This is a genomic window from Planococcus sp. A6 (assembly GCF_028823615.1).
Classification (GTDB): Bacteria; Bacillota; Bacilli; order Bacillales_A; family Planococcaceae; genus Planococcus.
On sequence record NZ_JAPEHT010000051.1, the window covers coordinates 1 to 23189 of the forward strand.

At 36.9% G+C, this 23189-nt stretch carries 22 protein-coding genes and 1 pseudogene; 7 read left to right on the top strand and 16 right to left on the bottom strand.

Features of this window, described 5'->3' with window-relative positions; all coding sequences use genetic code 11:
- From ON064_RS09310 to ON064_RS09325, 4 genes and pseudogenes are all read left to right on the top strand, one after another.
- A pseudogene (locus ON064_RS09310) lies at nt 1–276 on the top strand (recombinase family protein); the annotation flags it as partial.
- Between the two features lie 172 nt (nt 277–448).
- Nucleotides 449–1159 (top strand): type II toxin-antitoxin system PemK/MazF family toxin, encoded by a 711-nt coding sequence (locus ON064_RS09315; protein WP_274624537.1) that lies wholly within the window; start codon nt 449–451, stop codon nt 1157–1159.
- Nucleotides 1160–1371: 212 nt separating this feature from the next.
- On the top strand, nt 1372–2562 hold the full coding sequence (locus ON064_RS09320) for a hypothetical protein (protein WP_274624538.1): 1191 nt from the start codon (nt 1372–1374) through the stop codon (nt 2560–2562).
- Nucleotides 2559–3581: a hypothetical protein gene (locus ON064_RS09325; RefSeq protein WP_274624539.1), complete on the top strand. Its 1023-nt coding sequence runs from the start codon at nt 2559–2561 to the stop codon at nt 3579–3581. Before ON064_RS09320 ends, ON064_RS09325 begins: the two co-directional genes overlap by 4 nt.
- A 356-nt stretch (nt 3582–3937) precedes the next feature.
- On the opposite strand, the gene ON064_RS09330 is transcribed toward ON064_RS09325, so the two are convergent.
- The 6 genes from ON064_RS09330 to ON064_RS09355 form a co-directional block, all read right to left on the bottom strand.
- Nucleotides 3938–5044 (bottom strand): DUF456 domain-containing protein, encoded by a 1107-nt coding sequence (locus ON064_RS09330; protein WP_274624540.1) that lies wholly within the window; start codon nt 5042–5044, stop codon nt 3938–3940.
- Nucleotides 5045–5053: 9 nt separating this feature from the next.
- Complete coding sequence (locus tag ON064_RS09335; RefSeq protein ID WP_274624541.1) at nt 5054–5503, bottom strand: hypothetical protein; 450 nt, start codon at nt 5501–5503, stop codon at nt 5054–5056.
- A 276-nt stretch (nt 5504–5779) separates the two neighbouring features.
- The gene (locus ON064_RS09340) at nt 5780–6316 is read right to left on the bottom strand and encodes a hypothetical protein (RefSeq protein ID WP_274624542.1); all 537 of its coding nucleotides are present in this window, start codon (nt 6314–6316) and stop codon (nt 5780–5782) included.
- 359 nt (nt 6317–6675) lie between these two features.
- Nucleotides 6676–9843, bottom strand: coding sequence for a type I restriction endonuclease subunit R (locus ON064_RS09345; RefSeq protein ID WP_274624543.1), 3168 nt, complete (start codon nt 9841–9843; stop codon nt 6676–6678).
- 22 nt (nt 9844–9865) lie between these two features.
- Entirely contained in the window at nt 9866–11071 is a 1206-nt protein-coding gene (locus ON064_RS09350; RefSeq protein WP_274624544.1) for a restriction endonuclease subunit S, read from the bottom strand.
- Nucleotides 11061–12653 (bottom strand): type I restriction-modification system subunit M, encoded by a 1593-nt coding sequence (locus ON064_RS09355; protein ID WP_274624545.1) that lies wholly within the window; start codon nt 12651–12653, stop codon nt 11061–11063. The genes ON064_RS09350 and ON064_RS09355 overlap by 11 nt, the downstream gene beginning before the upstream one ends.
- Nucleotides 12654–12960: 307 nt before the next feature.
- On the opposite strand from ON064_RS09355, the gene ON064_RS09360 reads away from it, so the two are divergent.
- Nucleotides 12961–13851, top strand: a complete 891-nt coding sequence (locus tag ON064_RS09360; RefSeq protein ID WP_274624546.1) for a hypothetical protein — start codon at nt 12961–12963, stop codon at nt 13849–13851.
- A 154-nt stretch (nt 13852–14005) separates the two neighbouring features.
- On the opposite strand, the gene ON064_RS09365 is transcribed toward ON064_RS09360, so the two are convergent.
- On the bottom strand, nt 14006–14917 hold the full coding sequence (locus ON064_RS09365) for an SAV1803-related protein (protein ID WP_274624547.1): 912 nt from the start codon (nt 14915–14917) through the stop codon (nt 14006–14008).
- A 288-nt stretch (nt 14918–15205) separates the two neighbouring features.
- Between ON064_RS09365 and ON064_RS09370 the strand changes: the two genes are divergently transcribed.
- Nucleotides 15206–15613, top strand: coding sequence for a type 2 periplasmic-binding domain-containing protein (locus ON064_RS09370; protein ID WP_274624548.1), 408 nt, complete (start codon nt 15206–15208; stop codon nt 15611–15613).
- Between the two features lie 369 nt (nt 15614–15982).
- Here ON064_RS09370 and ON064_RS09375 read toward each other — a convergent pair whose 3' ends face one another.
- From ON064_RS09375 to ON064_RS09385, 3 genes are all read right to left on the bottom strand, one after another.
- A complete protein-coding gene (locus tag ON064_RS09375) occupies nt 15983–16816 on the bottom strand; it encodes a hypothetical protein (protein WP_274624549.1) in 834 nt (277 codons plus the stop codon).
- 580 nt (nt 16817–17396) lie between these two features.
- Nucleotides 17397–17687 (bottom strand): helix-turn-helix domain-containing protein, encoded by a 291-nt coding sequence (locus tag ON064_RS09380; RefSeq protein ID WP_274624550.1) that lies wholly within the window; start codon nt 17685–17687, stop codon nt 17397–17399.
- A 5-nt stretch (nt 17688–17692) separates the two neighbouring features.
- On the bottom strand, nt 17693–18145 hold the full coding sequence (locus tag ON064_RS09385) for a hypothetical protein (protein ID WP_274624551.1): 453 nt from the start codon (nt 18143–18145) through the stop codon (nt 17693–17695).
- Between the two features lie 438 nt (nt 18146–18583).
- On the opposite strand from ON064_RS09385, the gene ON064_RS09390 reads away from it, so the two are divergent.
- A complete protein-coding gene (locus tag ON064_RS09390) occupies nt 18584–18859 on the top strand; it encodes an AbrB/MazE/SpoVT family DNA-binding domain-containing protein (RefSeq protein ID WP_101189088.1) in 276 nt (91 codons plus the stop codon).
- A gap of 52 nt (nt 18860–18911) precedes the next feature.
- Here the strand turns inward: ON064_RS09390 and ON064_RS09395 are convergent, their stop codons facing one another.
- The 6 genes from ON064_RS09395 to ON064_RS09420 all read right to left on the bottom strand — a co-directional run.
- Nucleotides 18912–19163 (bottom strand): AbrB/MazE/SpoVT family DNA-binding domain-containing protein, encoded by a 252-nt coding sequence (locus ON064_RS09395; RefSeq protein ID WP_182093532.1) that lies wholly within the window; start codon nt 19161–19163, stop codon nt 18912–18914.
- 12 nt (nt 19164–19175) lie between these two features.
- Nucleotides 19176–20687 (bottom strand): hypothetical protein, encoded by a 1512-nt coding sequence (locus ON064_RS09400; RefSeq protein WP_274624552.1) that lies wholly within the window; start codon nt 20685–20687, stop codon nt 19176–19178.
- A 24-nt stretch (nt 20688–20711) separates the two neighbouring features.
- A complete protein-coding gene (locus ON064_RS09405; RefSeq protein ID WP_274624553.1) occupies nt 20712–21455 on the bottom strand; it encodes a hypothetical protein in 744 nt (247 codons plus the stop codon).
- A gap of 12 nt (nt 21456–21467) precedes the next feature.
- Complete coding sequence (locus ON064_RS09410; RefSeq protein ID WP_274624554.1) at nt 21468–22493, bottom strand: conjugal transfer protein TrbL family protein; 1026 nt, start codon at nt 22491–22493, stop codon at nt 21468–21470.
- Between the two features lie 2 nt (nt 22494–22495).
- Entirely contained in the window at nt 22496–22756 is a 261-nt protein-coding gene (locus ON064_RS09415; RefSeq protein WP_274624555.1) for a hypothetical protein, read from the bottom strand.
- Nucleotides 22757–22768: 12 nt separating this feature from the next.
- A partial coding sequence (locus ON064_RS09420) for a hypothetical protein (protein WP_274624556.1) occupies nt 22769–23189 on the bottom strand: 421 nt, incomplete at its 5' end.

Sequence of the window (23189 nt, forward strand, 5' to 3'; positions counted from 1 at the left end):
ACTTTTATTGCCGATTTGGTTTTGCAGATTCTCTCTTGGATGGCTGAAGAAGAACGAGAACGCATTCGAAAGCGACAACGAGAAGGTATTGATATAGCATTGCAGAACGGAATCTGTTTTGGCCGTCCAAAAGCTAAAACGACAAATGAATTTAAAGAAGTATATAAACGATGGAAGTCAAACGAATTAACCGCAGTAGAAGCAATGAAAGAATTGGAAATCAAAAAAACGACTTTCTACAAACTAGTAAAAAACTATGAATCTGAATTACAATAACGTATTACTTCTATCCATTATATTATAGAAGAGACTCACTAAGTTTTATTCCATTCTCTTCTCTGAACAATCACACATAAATGATCCAACGGAAATTATAATTTTATGTTGTAATCCATAATCTGGATCATTAAGATTAGAATAGAGTTATTATCAGGTAGGAGAGGTTATATTGTTAAAGAAAAAGTATAAAAATTTGTTAATTAGTTTAAGAGGTAAACCAGCTTATAGTCATCCAAAGGTATACGAGAACATTGAATTAATAAAAGATACTAATAAGCTGTTATCTGAACTTTTCGATGTTGTAATGAAAAAAGATCAGTACTATGGTATAAACTGGTTAGTAGGTTTAGAACGTTATGTGGAGGATCACTCAGGAAGCATTAGAACTTTTAATAAACATCTATCTAGAGGTCACATTGTTCAAGTGGAATTATTTGGACACTTTAATAAAGAACTTACTTTCGTCCATCCGGCATTAGTTTTATATGACAACAATTCTAACCACCTACTTGTTGCTCCAATTTCTACGAGTAAATACCAAGATAGCGATCCTCTTCACATTGACGTTGATACTAATGATGGTATTCATCATGAAAGTGGAATTTGTCTTGATGCTATTCGAATAGTAGATAAAAATAGAGTTTTATACCAGATTGAAGACTCAAACAGAAATAAGGCAAAGGCCCGACCGGAAGTTTTGGATAAAGTTGACCTAGCAATCATGGAGCATTTTTTACCTCAAACATTCAAAAATATTAATGAAGTTAAAGAAAATCTAGAACAAGAAATTCAGAAGAACGCCAAATTATTGATTGAGATTGCAGATTTAAAAAGTCAATTGGCTAAAAAAGAAACTTCTAATTCATCTACTAACAACTAATATCGATTTGGATACTTGCAAATAAAAACAGAATGTATTATATTTAATTTAAAGAAACAGTATGTTGTGCCTTAGCGCACCGCGCAATCGAGCGCATTTCAAAATGGGGATCATCGAGTCAGAGCACTCCGCGCAATTGAGCGCAAACCCCAAAACCCCCTTCATTCAACATGAAGGGGGTTTTTTATGTATAAAAAAGGAGGAGAAACATAATGGAAGGTCAGTGGAAAACAAGACAAGATGTATTCAAATATCTAGAAGATTATTCTCAAAACACTAAAAATCAGCTTGATAACTATCATACAAAAAATACTCTCTTAAAATCTTATGTTTTTGAAACTTTTAATGAAAATTTACAAGAAATAAAGCCTATCTTAAACGCTGACATTAGTATTTCAAATCTTTTTGAAAATGAGAAGAGGTCTATAAATCAAATAGACGAAGAACTATACATACTTGACGTTAATGATAAAACAGTAGGTTTTATTGAAAAAATAAATAATCGTTTTTGTTCTCTTTATACCACTGAACCCTCTAAATACTCTGATCAGATTGCACAGTCGTATGTAAAAAATTCAACTATTTTAGACTCACTTTGGATTTCGGGAAAAATGTTTGATAATTTTTTAACAGACATTACTTCTTATCATCATCCTAGTCGATTCACTAAAATGAAGTTTGAATTTAATGGAATGTTTGAGAAGCATCAGATAAATGGCGAATTTATTGAAGAGCATAAAATCTCTTCTGTATCTCTGGTCGAAGAGATTGGTGGAATTGTTGGAAAGTTAGATGGAGTTAGAAACTACTTCTCTTCTTTCCATTCAGTGGGGAGTCTTCGTTTTCCAAGTAATGTAGGAAAAGGAGGACATGATGTATACCAAAACGGGAAGTTTACCAATAGATCTGATAGTTTCACTGACCATCGAATGCAGCTAAAACAAATCGTTTCTGTATATCAAAAAATGACAGAACTTTTAGAACAGAAAGTTTGGATAGAAATTGAAAAAGTCAGAAGTAAAGACTCACTACTGGAATCTAATTTTAAAGCTAGCCCCATAACAATTAAATTTAGCAAGTCTTTAAAACCACATGTATTTAATAACTTTGTCGAATACACATTTCCTAAAGGGAGAGAACCTTTTAAAATTTATGGTGAAATAAAGAGAATTAGTGAAGATAGGGTTCATATTTATGGAGTAGATCTTCATTTGTGGCAAAATGTGATACTAGACTTAAGTACAGAACAGTTTATATTATTTTTGCCAAAAGGAACATGTGGCAATACTATTCATCGAATGGTAACAAATATACAGAAATTTTTGGACCCAGAAATTGAAGTGTTTATAGGAGATATGCCATATGGACATATTTTATCTCAAGTAATAGGAGGACAACCATGATGCAACAACTCAATCCTCTGTTCCAGTTAAATATGCTAATTCATTTGAGTCTTCCTTACCCTAAAAACTCGAATATTTATCCGTATTTCAATAGACAAGGTTACTCAATAAAACAAATCGAAAAAACTATTCCATTAGACCCTATTAACGTAAAAAAGTTGAAAACAGTTTGTGAACCCCAGAAAAACGTTACTCCAGAGATCGTCTTATATAACGAGTCAAAAAATGAATATATATTAATCGAATGTAAAGTTCAAAGTTTTGAGGTCGATTGGAGTCAGCGCGGTACGAAGCAAGCTGCTGGTTATCTTAGTTTGACACCTGAATATTTAAAAGAAATATTTATTTTAGAAAAAAATGAAAAGATAAATTCAAAAATAATCTATGGAGTAAATCACACCCAAGCGCAAGAATTGTTTGATTCCGTGAAAATTATAAGTGATGAGGTAAAAGGAGTGTTAGGACATTCTCTTGAACACGAAACTTTAGGAATGGAAATAAGCAATACTGGACTTTATTTGTCTACATTTAAAAATAAAACCACAAAAAAAGTTAGAATACTAGACGGAGAAACAATCAAACAGCAAGCTTTAATTTATATAATTCCATTTGATATAAATGGAAAAATGGAAGATGACAATAGAGAATTATTAAAAACTCAAGTTCGTAATTCTTTGAGAAGCCTTTTAGGAAAGAATATTGGAGCTAAATCTTTTTCATTCTCCTCCTTAACTATATGTGAAAAGATCAACCCCGTATGGAATCAACTACCTCCTGCATTCCAGAAGAAACTAAAACGTTGGGTTCATACTTATGCAAAAGAAATTTTTGCTCAAATACATTCTCTGGGTGTAGAGATTGTTTTAAATGGGCAAACTTATTCAGTTCCATCCATTAATGACAAAAAAATAAAAACTATACGTAAATTTTTAACTTCAGAAAAATTTCTAGAAACAGGTCAAAATATTTTTACAAATGCAGATCAAATGACAATAGAAGATTTTTTGGATTCAGAATAAATGATTGCAATATATCACTTATCGGAGAACTTCAAATAGAATACCCATCATGAGCTCACCTAATGCATTGGTGGGCTTTATTTGGTCCTGGTCTTTCTTAATGTTGATAAAACTTATAAATTTGATAGGATGTACATGAATTTTGGAACGAGTAGAAATAAAAAGGCCTTCCAGCTGATTGGAAAGCCTTTTTTGATATATTGATTTTGAACATAGTTTTGAAACATAAACAAATAAAACAAAGAAGAAAATCTGAATCTAATTCTTGCCTATTATAAACCATCGTTTTTGATTTTTAAAACCTTTAGCTTATATACTCATCATTTTTAAATACAACATTAAAAGAGGATGACAATTTAAAGCTCTTTCAAATACAATTTATTTTCTCTATACCTATAAGCTAAATTATTTATTCTTTCTATATTTTTATAATAAAAGACGTCCTCTTCGCTAAGCTTTAATAATGAATATGCAATACTCAAAGAATATGGTGCTATTTTTTTATTAATTATGCTTCCTAACACTACCCCACTTACTCCCCCAACGGCTGTACCAACACCTAAAGTAACAAGTGTGCCTATGGATGAACCTGTAAATCCTAAAATAGTATTTACACCAAATCTTGAAAACAAAATAAGAACTTTTACTGCACTTAATCGAGCTTTATCTGTAGCCTGCACTTGCTTAAAATCCCTATTTACTGATGCAAGATCTAATAATAGTCTTACTCCTAAAATAATTTCTGTTGAATATGGTGCAAATGCAAAAATTTCATCTGGAACATCGATTCCAAGATTTTCTCTTAATGTCTCTAGCCCATCTTTTACACCCTGTGTAAATTCATAATTAGAAATATCAATAGGTACAAATTGACCGTTTAATTCAGGTTTCTTATCAAGTATTTTTTCTCTTATTTCCGAACTTGCAGCATAATAAACTCCAGGATTATCTTGCATTATATTCGATAATTTATTAGCTTGAGTAGCAGCCATCATTTTTACTTGTATAAATAATTCTTCTCCTGTCTCTGGATTAACACCTTTAATATCCCATATGGGCTGATTAGCAACATCTGAAATCGTAAATTCATAGTCTTGATACCTCTCCGCCAAGTTTTCTTGAACGTGGTACTCAAAAAACTTTCCTTTAACACCATTTACCAAACCTAAAACAGATCCTTCCCCCTTATCAAAAACCTCTAAATATTTTTCATAAAGTGAGGTGCCATTCTCAAACATTTGGGGGTATTGAGTGGCGTATGCTGTAAATAATTCATCAGGAATATTTCTTGTTTCTAAGATTTGATAACCCACTATTGAAGAATAAATACTCGCTTGTACTAATACATCTCTATCTTTTAATACTTCTAATGATGCATACATTTCCTCTTTAGATAAGTTACTTCTAAGAGCTTCTGATTTAGGTATTTGTTTCAATAATTCCAGCTTTTTATACGATTCCATAAAGCCACCTCAAAAATATATCCCGATTATTGACAATGCAATTGCAAAAAGAACACCGATACTAATTAGGAAATTAAACGCTCTCTTTTCTGTAACACGAGGACTTTGTTCTTTTTCTATCAAAGTTTTTTTCATTTCTTCGATTTGTTTTTCCTGCTTATATACTGTAGTTTTTAGTTTTTCATATTCGCTGACTTCTTTATTAAGATAATTAATTCTAATATCTGTCTGTGACTTAAATTCAGTTAAGTCATTAATATTCCCATGAAGTTTTTCTATATCATCTTGTAGTGAAGCAATTAGTTTTAGTTTTTTTTCAAACTGAAATGTTAAGTCGGTAATCATTTCGTGATTTTTAATTACTCTTGGAATTACTTCATTGTTTATTTGATCTTGCTCTTCCCAAAACTTTAACTTTTCTGCTATTTTAGTTTCGTTATCTATGTCCGTCCTTTTCAAAATGAGTCACTTTCCTTTTCAGATTTTTTATTTTAGCAACTTACATTAATAATTGTCTCGATAAAGATAATAAGGAAATCTAGTATCTAATTGATTATATCTCTTCCTTTTGTTGTAAAATTTATTATATCAAAGTTACCTATCTAAGAAATATATTTCGGTATACCACCCAATGTGAAAGTATATGAAAAAGAAGGAGATTCTCATCTCCTTCTTTTGCTCCTATAAAAACAATATTTATTAAATTTCCTTTTTTCTCTTTTCATCTAAACCTTGTCAGAACTTCCAACCGTTTTGGGAAACCCCTAAACAAAGTTCAGCAGGTGTACTAGGACTAGTGAACTCTACATTATCAACTAACTTTGCCGTCAGCTCATCTATCTTAATAGCTTTTCCTGACTCTAAAAGCTGATTATATCTCCGTTGCGAACGCTTATGAAAATTGCCACCGTCACTCCAGGCCTTTGTCTTGTTTAAAGGAGCCTTAATTACAGAATTTGTCTGCAATACAAATCGACCGTCCTGTAACTTGATTGATGCTTGATACGGAGAACGAGCTTGGAAAGTTTCTTCTTCGTTACCGTCTCCATTGGCTGAAATATTTGGTTGAAAAGAAATACCCATTGCTTCAAGTAAAAACTGAGTTTGCGAAGCAAATGAATTTAAAGTAGATAAATTAAATACATTCACGTTAGGGGCGGTTGTTCTTAAATCTTGATTTTCTAAACTATACTGAGTTTTAGCGAATGCTTGAATAAAGTAATACTCTAAGTAGTCGATACTCAACTTGTCAAAGCTGTTATTATCCGTCACAAATAAAATTCCAAATTGCCAAAAATCCTTCTCTCTCAAATGTGATTTAATTCGTTTAATCCCATTCACAGACTGTCCAATATAGACGCTCGATTCTTCTGCAACGGAGAAAAGAAAATATACAGCATGGTTATTGGCGTATTCTAAAGACTCAACTTTACTGAGTTGACTCTTCGTAAAATAAAATCCACGTATCTGACTCGTAGGATCTTAGAAGATGCGTAGCGAAGTTGCATGACTAGCATCTGGAAAATGAAGCATTAACGTTCGATTTGATGTCATTGCACGGTTACCTCACTTTATCTGTTATAAAGTTATCCTTCTAAACAATGAACTAGATAACTTATATCGCTTCATTTTCATCTTAACTCGTCACCTAAGGGCACAATGACCTCATCCAGCAACTGCGTCCACTGACGCTTCATTTCCGGACCGTATTTTAGTGGGCTGACCCCTGGGTTAGCTTTTTTGTATTCAGCAAACCGTTTACTCTCTAGGATTCCGCGAATATTGGGAATGGGTTGCGTTCCAATCTCGTATTGAATAGCTGATAGATGTAATTCGCTTTCCGAGACAAACCACGTGTCCGCAAATTCTTGAATTGCCTGGTCAAACGTTTGCGTGAAGAAGCGTCGTTTCACCACAAACACATCCTCATTCTCATCCACTTCACCCGTATCAATCGCATTCAAAATCCCACGGTATACTTCTTTCACTACAGTGGATTTGTTGAGTTTCTGCAAGGCTTTTTCAATCTCTTCACGGATATCTTGGTTATTCGCTGCGTAGGTTTCCAGCAACAAGTTGATATAAGCTGAATCGATGTCATACGTTGTGCTCGCATTTTCACCGTAAAACTCAATTTCTGAGAAGTCTGGACCGGGTTCGTCATCGTCTCCTGGTTCTGTATCTACCATCAATGAGCCTTTCACTGTATTATACGTGCCAATGTAAGCTTCTAAGGTTTCTACTTGCTCGCGTAACGCATCGGACTTCGCCATGTCGTCGTTGTAATCATCGTAAGTGACCAAAGCTTCATAGGCATTGTTTAACTCTTGGAAAGCTTGGATAAATTGGATACGCACTTCAATATTTGAATGCTCATCGACTTTAGACGGATCTGGCACTTTCTCAATCAGTGATTTGTGTGCTTTTTTGAAGCGCTTTTTCGACTCGTCATACGTCGGGTACACCAGTTGATTTTCTTCCTGAGCTTCGGAATACAACTTCGTGGCAGCCCGCACGTTTTCTTCCATAGTCACGGGTTTTCGGAACGTCACAATCAATCCTTTAGTCTTTCCAGGATAGGTTCGATTGGTGCGCGAAAAAGCTTGAATCAGATTCGCGTAACTCAAATTGCGATCCACAAACAAGGTTTGAACCGTCGGCGCATCAAAGCCCGTTAACAGTCTATCCACGACGATGACCAAATCCACTTGCTTCCCAACCTGTTTGAATTCTGCCCGTTTCCGTGCTAACCGATTGTTAATATCCCCATTGTAGCGATTGATGTCTTCAATCGACCACGAAGTGTTGTAATAGTCATTGTACTCCTGAATAATGGCCTTCATTTCATCTTGGTTTTCCTTCGAGTCCTCTTCATTTTCTTGCAAGGAATAGGTAATCGCAGTCCGAGGAAAATCAAGATCTTCAATCGTTCGTCCTGTTCGAATGGGGTGTCCTTGAAATTCATTCGTCATCCAGTTTGAATCTGCAGTCATCTTCTTGATGGCTTGGTAATAGCGCTTGGCCATCTCAATCGAACTGGTGGTGAGAATTGCTGATTTCTGAGGACGTCCATTTTGAAAGTCGAATTTTGTATAGGCATTATCCGGCCTGAAAATCTTGTGCAGTACTTTTTCAATGTGTTCGTCTTTTTCATAGAAACTGGCTTCCAGATACGCTTCCTTTTCGAGCCCGTCCATTTCATCAATGTAATCATTCAGTTCATTGTCGCTGAGCTCTGAGAACCTCTCTTGTGGCCGCAGTTGATTGAAAATGTAATTACTGAGGGATGTCGGTTCGATTGTGTCTTCGTGTTCTACTTGAAAGCCGAGGACCGCACCATCATCAAGGGCATTCTTAATGGTGTACGTATGCAGCACTTCGCCGTATTGATCATGCGTCGTGCGCGCCAAGCGACCCTTGGCTTGTTTTTTATTCTCTTCAAAGATAGGCGTACCGGTAAAGCCGAACCAGGTGGAATTGGGAAAGAATTGCTTGATGCCTTCCATGCCTTCCGCACTTAACGCCCGGTGGCACTCATCCACGATAAAAACAATGTGCTGGCTCATGAGCTTTTTAAAACGCTGGGACCCTTTGTCGGCTTCTTGTTTCTCGGCATACCGCAACGCATTTTCTAGCTTTTGCCGTGTGGTGATAATCACAGTGTTCGAATTGGCACTCGATAGCAAGGTATCACTCAACTCTTTGGAGCTTCCTGTCCCGACGATTAAGCTGTTCGATTTGGCCGTGCCGGATGAAATGCCGGTATTGAATTCAGAAGCAAATTTCGTGAATTCCGAGGTCGTTTGACTATCCAAGTCTTTCCGGTCAATCAGCATCACCGTGCGGTCGATGCCGGACTTTCGGGCAAGCAACTTCGTCGAAACAAAACTCGTTAAGGTTTTGCCCGATCCGGTAGCATGCCACACATAGCCGGATTGATGTTTCACTGCTGAAGCGAACAATGCTTCAATCGCGTGGATCTGATACGAGTGCAGGACCATGAGCGCTTTGTTGTCCTGGTCTTCACTGACAATCGTGTAATTCGCAATCAACCGATGCGCATCGGGAATGTTTAAGACTTGCTTGACGAATTCATACAAGTTATCTACTTTTCGATTATCTTTCGTACGCCAGCTAAAGAGAAATTTCTTGTGCATATCTTTTGGCAACGCATTCGCAAAATAACGCGTGGTTTGTTCATTTGAAATGACAAACAACTGAAGCGTGGCGAAAATATTGTTTCGGAACATGCCTTCTTCTGCATATTTTTTGATTTGATTGTACGCTTGGTACACGCCATCTTTAGAGGTGGCTTGTTTCAATTCGATTTGCACAATCGGCAAGCCGTTGATTAGCAAGGTGACGTCGAATCTCCGATCACGCCCATCGGCCTCCACTTTTTGTTTCGCAATTTGATGCACGACCTCATATGTGGAGATGCCTCCCCCGATATCTTGATTGGAATACAAGACCAATGACAGCGACGGCAGGGTAGTATCTTCTCGCTCTAACGTGATGCGGGCGATGCCATTCTCCCCTTTGAGCCAGCGTGCCGCATCAAAAGGTGTTTTTGTCTTTGCCAGCAGTTCAGTTTTAATCGTTTCAAATTCTTGATCGGTTAGGGGGTGTTCACCAAGTTCCGCCAAGTTATTCCGCGTAATCTTTGAGCGTAAATTCTGCCAGAGATCTTCTTCGGATTTAAGGTCAGATCGGTAGTTCCACTGGTTATGTCCTTCGCCGAGGACTTGAATCAATCGACGCTCAACTTCGACTTCATCAGTGTGTCGAATCGTGGCCATGGGTTTCCTCCTTTCCATTCGATTAGACGAACATTTTTTGCAGGAAGGCTTTTTTGGTTTGTTTTAGGGCGTCGAGTTCTTGTTGATGAAGTGCAATGACATCGTCTAGTTGTTTGAAGAAGTTACCTATTTTGATTTGTTCTACTTCAGAAGGAATGTTTATCATTGCTTCTTTTAAATCTGTTGAATTAATAGATTCAAATGTAGAACCTGTACTATATTTAGTCCAAAATCCATTTATTTTCATCTTGCTTAACAATTGAAATATGAACTCATTTCCTTTAATCCCAGCTACACCACGACCGAGAACCACATCGTATTGCGTTTTTCCAACGTCTCCAACCGGTGCGCGCACACTGAGGATAATATCACCTTTACTTGCAGTCTTCGTGACTTGTGTAGTCCATACTCGTGGAGAAACCCAGCCATTTTTAATATCTGCATTTCCTTGAACTAGAATATGGTCATTTGAGTTTTTTGTATAATTTTTCCCATCAGGGGATTGTCCCATTGTAATATCTACAATTTCTCCCAACTTACAAATCTTCCACTTCTCAGTAAATTCTGGAAAACGAACTTCTGGTACTGACTTCCCTTCTTTTGGGAACATTTTTTGCAAGAAACCTTGCTTGGTTTGTTTGAGCGTATCGAGTTCTTGCTGGTGAAGAGAAATTGTATCATTTAGTTTCTTTAGAAATTGGCCAATTTTTCTCTGCTCCTCGATATCAGGTAAACCAATAAAAAATTCACTTAGTGCCTCTTTAGTTATTGTACTAATTGTTGCGCCCCAAGCTCTTTCTTTTTCCCGATGAAATAACTTTTGAATAACCTGGGCGAAATAGTAATTATCAATGTCTACTTTATAGCTCTCGAAAATTAATATTGTTCTATCAAAGAAAGCCGGATATTGAGTTATTGCTACTCTTCCTATACTTGTTTCTATACTTCCCTGCAGCGCAACGACAACTTTCCCCTTTTCTACGAATCTACTTTTATGCTCTGCAATTTTACTTATATGTAACTTTGTATCTTTATTTAATTTTAAATCAAAACCAATATCAGCAACTTGTACAAAAGGTTGACCATTTTTTTCATCATACCAATCTGGATTTGTGTAGGGTTGTGGGAAAGAACCTCTAATAAATTTTGCTACATCTTTCAACTTTTGCATTTCCCACTCATCATCATAATTTCTAAATCTAATTTCTGGAACTTGCTTATTTTTCACGATCAAACACCCCTAAAGCACCCTTTATCCATTCTGCATTTTCTTCTTCAAATTGCAGTGAAGAGATCATGTCATACAGGTCTGATTCTAGTTCTGCTTTTTCTCTTCGTATATCCTTGATATTTGATCCAATTGTAGCCATGTCAACTGGTTCTTCTTCAACAAAGGTATCGACATATCGAGTTATATTTAAATTGAAATCGTTTTCTTTAATTTCCTCGAAGCTTGCTAGATGTGAATAGCCTTCATTCCCTTCTCGATTTCGATACGTTTCTACAACCTTGTCGATATTGTCTGAAGACAATTTGTTCTGGCTTTTCCCTTTAATAAAGTCACTGCTGGCATCTATGAACAAAACGTCTCGTGTCTCACGATTTTTCTTCAAGATAATGACGGTTGTCGGAATCGATGTACCGAAGAACAAGTTACTAGGCATCCCAATGACCGCATCAATACTGCCATCTTCCAACAATTTCTTTCGTATCACACCTTCCGTAGCTCCGCGGAACAATACACCGTGCGGCAACACTATTGCCATCGTTCCTGAGTCTTTCAAGTGATAAAGCCCGTGCAAGAGAAACGCAAAATCGGCTTTGGATTTCGGTGCCAATTTACCGAAACGGTTAAAGCGTGAATCGTCTAAGAAGGTATCGTCTGCAGACCATTTCGCTGAATATGGAGGATTCATTAATACAGAATCAAACGTATACGGTTCGTCCGTTGGCCAGTCCTTGTTCAACGTGTCGCCATTACTTAAACGCATATCTTCTTTATCAACACCATGCAAAATCAAGTTCATTTTGGCCAGATTAAACGTTGTCGTGTTCAGTTCCTGTCCATGGTATTTTACATTCTCCGGGTGGTGAATGTAGTTCCGGACATTCAACATCAAAGAGCCAGATCCCATCGTTGGATCGTATACGCTAAATAGCTTCTTGTCTTCTTGTCCCATCGCAGCAATTCTTGCCATCATAACCGACACTTCATGGGGCGTATAGAACTCCCCAGCTTTCTTGCCAGCTTCTGAAGCAAACTGGCTAATCAAGTATTCATACGCATCCCCAATAACGTCGCCCCCGTGCCCTAAGAGGTTAATCGGATTCAATTTCTTAATCACTTCAGTAATCGTGATATTTCGTTGCTGTGCATCGGAGCCCAATTTTTTGGACGTTAGATCTACATCATCGAATAAACCATTGAACTGGTCGTATTTTGTCGACAAGTCAATGAAGGCTTTATTAAGATCAGTTAACTGAAATGTGTTTTGTTTCGCTTGATTCGTCAAGACGTTGAAAAGATACGCCGGCTCAATGTCATAGCCCAATGTGTCGACTAAGGTTTCAATCAAATCGCTCTTGATGTCTTCATCAGCTAATAATGTCTTATATAATTCTGTTTGCTTGTCTGCCGTGTAGTATTCTTCTAACGATTCCTCCGAAAGTTCCACCACTTTTACCAGGAGTCGATCCGAAAGGTATTTATAAAAAATTAGACCTAATAAATAATTCTTGTATTCTGATGCGTCCATTTTGCTACGCAAGTTATCGGCAGCACTAAATAGTATTGTGTTTAAGTTACTCATATTCTATTCCTCACTTTTCTTATCATTGATGAAGTTTCTGGCTGATATGTAATTATCTAAAAACCGCGCTTTATGCTAAGTCCTTTTAATCCTCATCACTTTCTATTCTAACAGTAGAAAGCAAGAGCACACTAACTCTTATACTTATAGATGAAAGCCTATTTATTTACGCATAAAATTAATTTGAGCTTATCAGATTTGATTCATTTTCTTTTATGCATTGACATGGATAATCGTCCCGAATCACTCACCTAAAATATGGTACTATTGTAATGAAACTTATTGTTCGTGAAAGGTGTGACAGATCATGATAAATATCCTTAAGTGGGGTGGTTTTATAAGCATATTATTTTTAGCGGGATGTAATCAAGAAAGCAATGAACTAACAAAAGAAGAACTCGAAACTATTTATCGAGAAGAAGTCCAAAAAGAATTAGAAAAAGGAAATGAGGTTGAAAAAACGAAGGAAATTGAAGAAGAAGATTCAACAAATAATGAACTAGAAGTTTTATCTGATTCCTCTCCTCAGAACAAAGAATCAAATAGGGAAAAATTCGAATCACTGCCAATGGATACTCAAGTAGCTTTGCTTGCGCCTTATTACGATGAGCGTGGAGGACCGCAAAGCATCAGTGAAGGTTTGGGATCTATCCTATATGGGATGGAAGAATCTTTTATCTTTATACAAGTTCATTCTGGGGCCGGGGTTGGACATCCTGTCTATAGGATTGAACGACAAGTCGATACATTTTATCCAGTAGATGGTGTACTCAACATGGGTATCTCGGGATATGAAGTAACTGAGCCTCCTCAAGTTAGTGTTACCATCGATGAGATAATGGCTGATTATGAAAATAACCCGGCTCTTTATGATGCGTCAGCAGCCAATACTGATGCTGATCAATTTGATTTAGCCTCATTTAATCAAATGAAAGTGCTGGCTGAAGAAACCTCTAGTGGCTTTGAGATAGAGAACGATCCAGAAATCATTGAGTCTTCTCCTTACGCAATGTTCGTTGATGGGATATTATACTCAGGTGAAACTCTTGAAGAGATGTCGTCAGCAGAAGAATTACGAGCGCAAGGCTATGAGATTCATGAATTAACCACTGAAGAATTTGATAAGCTAAAACGAGATATAGACGAATTTGGAGTTACTAATGAGAACCTGCTTGATTATTATCTCTCTAATTACTAAGGAAAATATAAGCTCTTGTTTTTCTTTCTGGCTAATGTAGATTATTCAATTTAACTACTGGTGACATTGCTTTTTTGTCTCTCTTTCTATCTAGAAAAAGACACGAAAGGTATACTTTCGTGTCTTCATTCGCGTCCTTTAATTAGTAAATCCATTATCTTTTACAATTCTCGATATTAGAAATGACCGAGTGTAATTCTTCTAAAATTTTTTCAGTCATAATTGGCTTCATTACTAATTCAAGTTCCTTTTTGTTTTTATAAATATTTTTATACTTATGATCGTATAGTATGGCTATTAGTTTTCTTCTGGGAATACCAAGATGTACCTCAGTATTGTTGAAGTTTGGATAGGTCTTATAAAACTGTTCCCTACGCTTCTTTTGAAATTCTATTTCTCTGTTTTTTTCTATTTCTTTATATTTCGCTGTCTGTTCTAGCGCTTTTCTTTTTTTCTCTCTTGCCGTCGCCAATTTACCATATTCTAGTCTCTTAGCCACTCTCTTCTTATATTCGTAATAATCAGATGCACTATTGCAATAAGGAAGGTCTAGCTTTGCTTGCATTTTTTTTATGATATTAACCGTTTCTTCGGGTGTTAAGAATGATTTATTGTAACAGTTTTTCTCCCACGTACTTGTAGGTATTATTGAATCTAAATACCATTCTTCGATTTTTGGTATTAAATAAAACATATATCCTGGGAAACCCAGTTTCTGAGAAGTTTCGTAAGCGATTAAAGCATGTAAAATTGCATGTTCTATCAAATCACAATAAACTAACTTATCTTTCTTTTGAGATTCAAACGGGATTTTATTTACCTTTATAAACGACAAGTTCGATAGGTTTAAATTTTTATTCTCGTCTATATGGTGACAGAATAATCCTTCATTGGTTCTTGAATGTTCTCCTTTTCGGATACTTTTGATTTCTCCATCCATAAACCTTTGATATGCCTTTTCTCTAAAATAATCGTCTTGTGCAGATCCATATTTTTGGAGTAAAAAAGCAACTGCTTCATCATAAGTTTTCAATAACATATGCTCATACTCTTTGTAATTACTCATTTATTTCCCCCTCTTCCATTGTATATCAACACTTAAAATCTTGGATAAGATAAGTAAAAGAGTTGGTATAGCAGGACTGTTATATAAATGCTAGTTTCCACACCTCAATAGTTGAGTGAATGATAAGCAATTTCACATTAGTATCGATATTCCTCTGTTACTACAACCCATCGTATACTTATAGAAAGTGTCTATAAACAAAGCCTTGAATTTTAATTTTCTTTGGAGTGTTTGTTTAGCAAGATATGTATTTTATAAATGGTAATTTTCAACAAGGAGGTTATGAAGATGAGTTTAGCAGGCTATATTGGATGCAATATAGCAATACCGCTTAGTGATCCTGATTCTAATGATTTAATAGTCATTGGTAACTGTTTTTCGAGCAAGTACGAACGTCAAAATGTAAAGAAGTATCAGTTCACAACGCCCTATGTCTATGAGGTATCAAGTGATTGGGGGATTGAAATTTCGAAATCTACGAACACTAGCACATCTATTGAATCAAAAAAGAAGCTAATTAGACTTTGTGAAATTATGGATAACTATCTTGAAAAAGGTGATTTCTTTGAGCATTATACTTGTTGGATCGGCGAGGAGCGCGAAGAGCGCTCGAGCGACTTAACCTTAAAACTTAATAAGTTTGATATTAATCAAATTGAAATGCCAGAAAAAACATTAGTACGATTTGAAAAATGAGCTCTTCGTTAACTAACAAACCTTATTGCAAAAGAAGTAACAGTAAGGAGAGTGGACTGGATCCGCTCTTTTTTTTGCTTATCTCTATATCTCAAAAATAAAGTGAAGAGTAAGCAACTGTACATCAGTAATGACAATCCTCTAATGTGATAATTTACATACTACTTATAATCGGTATTCACTTTATTTCCAAGACATTCATCGAATGCTCAACTTTTCAATTAACGCGTCTTTCATGTACCTCTTTTCTTCACGAGTTATATCCGATAGGAAAAAAGAGAAGATCTTTCATTAAAAAGAGCGTCCAAATGGACACTCTTGAAAATTTTGAATAAGTATCAATGGATGACTGAATTCCATTTTTTCATTTTAAGCTCTGTCTAAATTCCCTTCATTTACAAAAAACCTCACAAAATCTCGGCCAAACTTTGAAATTTCAAATCTTTCTTTTGATTTGATTTTTGGCTCCTTTAACCGTGGCAAATTTGCATTTTTCTTACCGACTTTCTCCAAATACGTATTAATGTCTTTAATTGACTTAGCTAGTAATTCGAGATCATTTGCAATATTTATATCGAGTTTAGTCGTTAACAAACCTATTCTAAATAAATTTCTCCGAACAGCCTCATATTGCTCTTGAGTTATTCCATGTCTGTCCATGATGTCAGTATATGAGTCTCTTGAAGATTGCTCAAAAGCATATTTTGCGTCATGCATTAGTTTTAAAACACCAATATCCACTAATCTTAAACTTTTTAACACATCGTAATAAGTTAATACAAAGTCATCAGATACTTGATCATGTTCAGAAATATAGACCAAACCGTTTACCATATACTTTATCTTTTCTTCTTGTTGTTCATCGGACACTGCAACAAGTACATGTTTGAATTGATCGTCAAAATGATTTTTTTGTTCTTGAGTTTTAGTTTCCAAGTTCACTCTGATTTCTTCCATTCTGAGATTTAATTCGCTATAAAGTCGAACCATATTTTTTTCATGTTGGTTGCGTTTAAAGTTTTGATACATACCAGAAACTCCTGGGACGAAAGAGGCAGCAGTGTCTACCACTAGATCACCAGCAGCACTCGCAACGGATTGTTTTACTATTTCAGCGCCTACTTCACTTCCTGCATCTAGAAAACTATCAATAAACATTTCTTTCCCAGCATCTGTCATAGCTTTCTTTTTGTCTTCTCTCAATGTTTTCACTCCTTCTTACATATAAATATTTCTTCCTCCATTATTACAACAATTGGTTATTATGGTAGCATTAAGTGGATAAATCACTTAGCGAACATACTTTGATAAGCAAAGGAGAGACTTTACTCATGAATAATAGGTGGTACGGGGTACTTGCTATGATATTAGGCATCCTGTCTTTTTTTACAGGTGAAATTGTAACTTTTATAATGCTTTGTTTTATATTAATGGCTTTAATCAATATTAATACAACTTTAAAAACCAAATACAAAAATGATTTGGAACAAAAAGAGAAGTAACCATCTGCTAAGGTATCTCCCACTGTACTTGGGCATCCAAGATTAATTTACCGAGCAAATATTCTAATCATAGGAAAAGCTTTATTTGAGTTTCCTCCTTACTTTTGCATCTCAATAGTTAAGTGAGGAATACACTAATATTTATTAGCAATGGGATTCTCCTATTGGACGGTACTTATATAAAGTTTTTTACTTTTCCAAGCAAATTAAAAAAGGCTACATTTGTAGCCTTTTAAATTTCCCTAGATATAGACAATATTTCAAGTAAACTAATCTCTTGCTTACTGATGAACGACGTATTCTCTTTCAGGAGGAGTTCCATCCTCTTTTAGATCCAATGCTGTGTACACCTTGATAAGCGTGGTTTGGCGTATCCCTGGGTCTCCCCCTTCAATCCGGCTGATGGTTTTCTGCGTAACATTAGCCTTATCAGCAAGATCTCTTTGGGAAAGCCCTAACTCCATCCGTCTTTTAAAAATGTTTCGACTCCGGTTATATTCAACGCTTTCGAATGCTTCTTTTATCTCCTCATTCTGCATCAGGCGGCTTTTCAAGTCATTCAAAGTTGCCATTACTCTCACCCCTCAAAAAAGTCTTTTTCTCGCTTTGTCCGTCTTACATACTCATATAGTTGTTTGGCTTTTGCCATATAAAAGTTCGTCATGTCGGGTTTTCCATGGACTTTCGTAAATCCGTAAACAAACACATAACACGGCTCATCCTTGTAATAATACGGAAAGTAAATAAATCGATGAAATTCAGCCCCATCATCGGCCTTCATTTCAAAGATCCTCGGCTCTGAAAGACGCTTGACCAACTCCACATCTACCTCGCGACCACGAAACGTTCGTTTTACCCGATAAGGCTTTGCTTCACCGAGTGGATACATAGATTCCGGCGCTTCCTCGAGATCCGCGAACCCTTGATAGATTAATATACCAAGTTCTGAATCCTTGTTTGTCAGCTTCTCAATGAAAGGCAATACTTGCTGCTGCTTATCGATTGTTTTGGAAAAATAGATTTCTGTCATATGTATTATAACTAAAATGACTTAAATTGTCTAACAAATGAAGTCATTTCATACTCCTTTCTCTCTGTAATGTCTTGTCATTGTTGAATTCTATTAGGTATGCGCAGTTACTTAACCTAGAGAGAATTCTACAGTCTATTAGCTACCCATTCAAACCTACTCAAACAGCTTTATTGAGGCGGTGTAAACCCTTCACCTGATGTAAATGAGCATTCCCATCATCTCTTACTTAACTAACATACTATCATCTCGCCGACATCTTAACCCTATTTAAACAGTCATCTAATAGAATCACCTGTGCCACTTTTAGAATCACTTCGGACAAAAAAACAGAACTATTTGAGATAGAAAGAACCAACCTCTTATGCTGTGAAGTTATTTCCATCCCTAGTTTAAATTCGATACAATAATAGTAGTTTGAGTTAAAGGAGATAGGATATGAAAAGTACAGGAATCGTACGAAAAGTAGACCAATTAGGGCGCATCGTCACGCCTATTGAATTAAGAAGAGCACTTGGTGTCTCTGTTGGGGATCCGATGGAAATCTTTATGGAAGATGATCGAATCATTTTGCGAAAATATAAAACGGAAAAGACGTGCGCGATTACAGGAGAGATCTTAGACGATAACTTCGAATACGCGAAGGGACTACATCTGAGTCCGAAAGGCGCAGCTATTCTCCTCGAAGAATTACAGAACGTTACGAAGAAGTAACAGACCATTCAAAAAAACGTACCCGGCTATTCACTCATTGCCGGGTACGTTTTTATTCGTCACTCATGTATTTCACAATTTGCTTTAGGCCCTCTTTGCTGATCCATGCTTCGCCAATTCGAATGGCTTCATCCGCTACTTTCCCCGTCACGGCACAGACATACCGTTGACGATGAGGTTCGAGGATAATCTGTCGGTCGTTATGTGTGACATCGACTAGGTCACCCTCGTGCAGCTCAAACATTTCTAAAATCTCTTTTGGAATCACAATACGTCCTGAATTGTTAATCCGTTTTGTATGCACATTCTTCCCCCCTTACGCTCGCTTAGCAATCTCTTCAATTTCTTGATTAATCTCCTTCAAGCGCTCTTCGGCTTTCTTCGATGCTTTTTTATCGTTCTCTTTTTCAATCGCTTCTTCTAGTTTCTGTTTTTCTGCCTGCAATTCCTCTAACTGAAGCGCCTCTTTTTCGGCTTCTAGCACTGAACTCATGAACTTTTCATCGGTTAGCTCATGTTTTTCGAGAAACCCTTTCGCGCCTTGGAAATCCTTTTCTGCAATAAACGCTGATAAAACCGTTTCAACCCGACGATCAGTTAGTTCGACTTGGTTTCGCAATTCGATAATTCGCGTCCACTCTTCTTTCACAGCAGCTAGTTCAAACTCAATGACTTCGGAAGGTTCATCAGTCGTCTCTTGAAGATTTTCCAGCCCTTCCACGTCCTCATCACGGCTAAGTTGCTCGGCGATGGATCCGATTAGCTCAGGTTGGTTACGAAGTGCTTTTTCATACTCGCCTTGCTTGATGTACAAGCGATTGAGTACCTCCTGATCAGCAACTTGTAATTCACTGTAGTCTACGGATTCTAAGCTTTCTAAGACACCGTCTATATCTCCTAGGAGCCCTTCCCTGTAAACGTCTATCAGGTTCAGTTCGACATCGTTCACTTCCTCAGGCTCCGTTCCCTGAGCGTTCTCTGTTGCTTGCGTGAGGACGACGTTCAGTCCGAATGCTGCTAGGAGAACGGCAGCCACGCCAACAAATAACTTTTTATTCCCACCAGTTGCCGATTTTGTACGGTTTTCTTGGGGCTGTTCGTTAAAGGAAGGGAGTCGTTGAAGACTCTCACGAAGCGACGCCATCGTGACGGACCACTTTGTTTGGTTTTGCTTGGCCAACTCCAGTTCCTGTTGCTTCGCTTTTTTCTGTTCTTCTACTTGATTGAACACATCTGAAATATAGGCTTCCATTTCTTCCAACGACTGCAGACGCAAATAAATCGTTTCGGCAAACCGGATCACTTCATCGCTTTGCTCTAAAAAATCGATTCTTCTTGGTCTGCCGTACACTTGATTTAATCGTGTCAGAGAAATGATGATTAGCTCTTTGACAGCCGTCAGTCGATCTTTCTCATGATTTAATGGCATCACGTCATTTTCAGCGACCATCGCATGAAGGAGAGATTCCTCTTTATTGAGCACGAAGTTCTCTTTTTGCCACAAGACATTGATTTCAGACTGCCGAGCCAATTGGACGAGCGATAAGTAATACGTCAGTTTGTCTTCAAATTCCATCGCTTTCAACGCATTAAAACTATGCAAATCCGTTAAATCATACTCGAATCGGACCTGGCCCGACTGAAAAGAAATTTCCTGGGCTGATAAGAAGGTCGGATCTCCTGTGACCAGTTGCATCTGTTTCTCGTAAGCCCGTTCGATCTGTTCCATTTCCTCTGTTTTAAATGCGGAAAGTGGCTGCAAGAAATAAAACGCATTCTGATCGATCTCGATGGTTCCGACTCGATTGGCGATTGTGCGAATAACCATGTAACGTTCACCACCTTTATATAACTATTGAAGCTCTGGATAATGAGCTAAGGATTCTTCCACTTCGCTACGATAGGCTTCTTGTTCAGCCTCTACTTCACTTTCTGGCACACTTGCTTGAATTTCAGCGTACTCTTCATCAGCTTTTTTCAAATTTAAAGTTTCGACATGAAGAAAAGGTACCTGTGAGAAAATCAATTGACCATCTGTAGTTTTCATAAAGCTCAATACTGCTGATTGCTTCTCTTCTTCCGATCGTTCTTTGTATTTCATTTGAATGTCGTTATAGATCAATTGACTATGCTCGAATTCTTCTGAAGTATAAACATCTCTCGATTCAAAATTGTACTCAACGTCCAAGACTTCTACTTTGTCGTAAGCACAGTTTCCAAAGCCACAAGGTTCTGTACTGGAAGATTCGAAAGTGAGTGGAATAGTCGAAGCATCTCCTGCTATTAAACTACCTGGATAGCGCTCTAAAAATGGTGCAATAACGGTTTCTTGTCCAAGGTTTTTAATGGATTCGGAGAAATTTTCATTATTGCCTGTATCGATCGTTCCATTTTCAATTAATTGGTTAGCTTCTTCCTCAAAATCATTCATCTTTTCATCGAGGAACATTGTCATTTCTTCTGCCTTTTCAAAGTCTTCTTGAGTAAACACTTCGTTATTTTCTTTAAATGCTTCTTGTTTTTCTTCACCATTCGTACAGCCAGCGATAATAACCCCCATTAAGAGGATAAAGCTTATTAATATCAACTTTTTCATCTAAACACTCCCTTATCTTTTCGCGTAACGAGCGACATATTTTACAGATGAGCCTACTGACTTTGCCGTTCCAGTTGATGCTCCGAATTGATTCAATAATGTTGGGATTGAAAGTCCTACAATGAAAAAGATCATTCCAACGACCATATTTCCACCTTCAAGATCGACTAATGTTTTAATTCCAAGCACAAAGCAAAGTAATTGAATCGTGAGCGTTAAGATATTGCTAACAACTGTTTTCATCCATAAGTTAAAGAAATTGTATTGATCGTTTACGATAGTAGGAATTGCTAAAACTCCCGTAATGTAAAGAATAACAAACAATACTGTTCGGTATAGAATCGAGAGAAAAAAGACAAATAGAATGGCAGAGACTACTATCATAAGTATCAATCCATATCCTACTGAGTTTACGGCCATTACTTGCAAGATATCGTAATGAGTAACAGGTGATGTAAGCATCGTTTCAGTTAAAAGGTGTGTTAATTCTAGAATCCATTCAAAGAACTGTGAATACACTCCTAGTAAAATACCTCCAGTTACAACAGCCACTACTTTTTCATAAAGGGAATTCATCCCTTCTTCACCGTTTCCGCTATATAAAATAGCAATTTTAAGCGTCTGCCATAGAATAAATATCGCTGCAATCGTCCAAGCCAATGATTTGAAGTTCAACATATATCCTTCGTAAACTGCATTTCCTGTAATAAACTCTGAACTTATTTGAAACTTACTAAAGCTATCAATAGCCCCAAAGACAAAGCCACTCACAGTAGTGAAAAGAAAACTATTTGTATGACAGCCAATTTCATGCCACTTACAATCAAATTGATTTGTTTCGTAATCATATTTCTCAAGATACAAAACATTTTTCATATAGGACTCAACATTCTCAGCTTGTTGAGGCGTTACATTTCCAGCATCTTTATAATCCTCAACCGTTTCTTCTAAAAACTCTCCTTCTTCAGCAAAGACTTGAACAGGAATTAAAAGAAGAATTGCAAGGCTTAGGGCAACAAACAAAGAAACTCTTTTCATCTTTACATCACTCCTCGATTCATAATAGTTAAGATCAGAATCAACAAAGGAATGACAATAGATAACGAATACTTCATTACCACAGTTTTCTTTATATCCAATATTTCCTTTTCACTTAAAGGCTTGTCATACATCAACTCAAACTTGCGTTCCTCCTGGTCAATGGCTGTTCGAGAAAGCCGATCAATCAATCCATCCATCTGTTTTTGGATACGTTGCTGGAAGACGAGTACCTTTTGGAGTTTTACCTTCATCTCGATCATCCTTTCCTTCCATTATCCGTTGTGTATCGCTTCCTCGAACTCTTCTCCGGACGTTAACGGTTCCAAATCGTGCGCCTCGACTTTCCATTCACCTTGTTCTTCGATCCATCGCATTTGAGACATCAAATACATTACGCGCTGACTGCCTGGCGTCTCCATCTCCCCATCTACACCCGTTAAGGTAATCCGGTAAATCGCATAGACTTGAAATTCTTCTTCTGTCGGACGCACAGAGATATTGAAAATCTCTAAATCCTCTGTATTGCTTCGGCTGTGCCCGTGCATCGTTTCAGCTTCTGCGACTTCGCCCTCCACTTCCGAACGGTAAGCTTCGGTGAAGTAACGAAGAGCATCACCTTCGAAGGTCGCTTCGATAAACGCTTCTGTTTGTGTATAGAGTGCCTCGCTTTGCTTTTCTTTGGCTGAGAGGCGT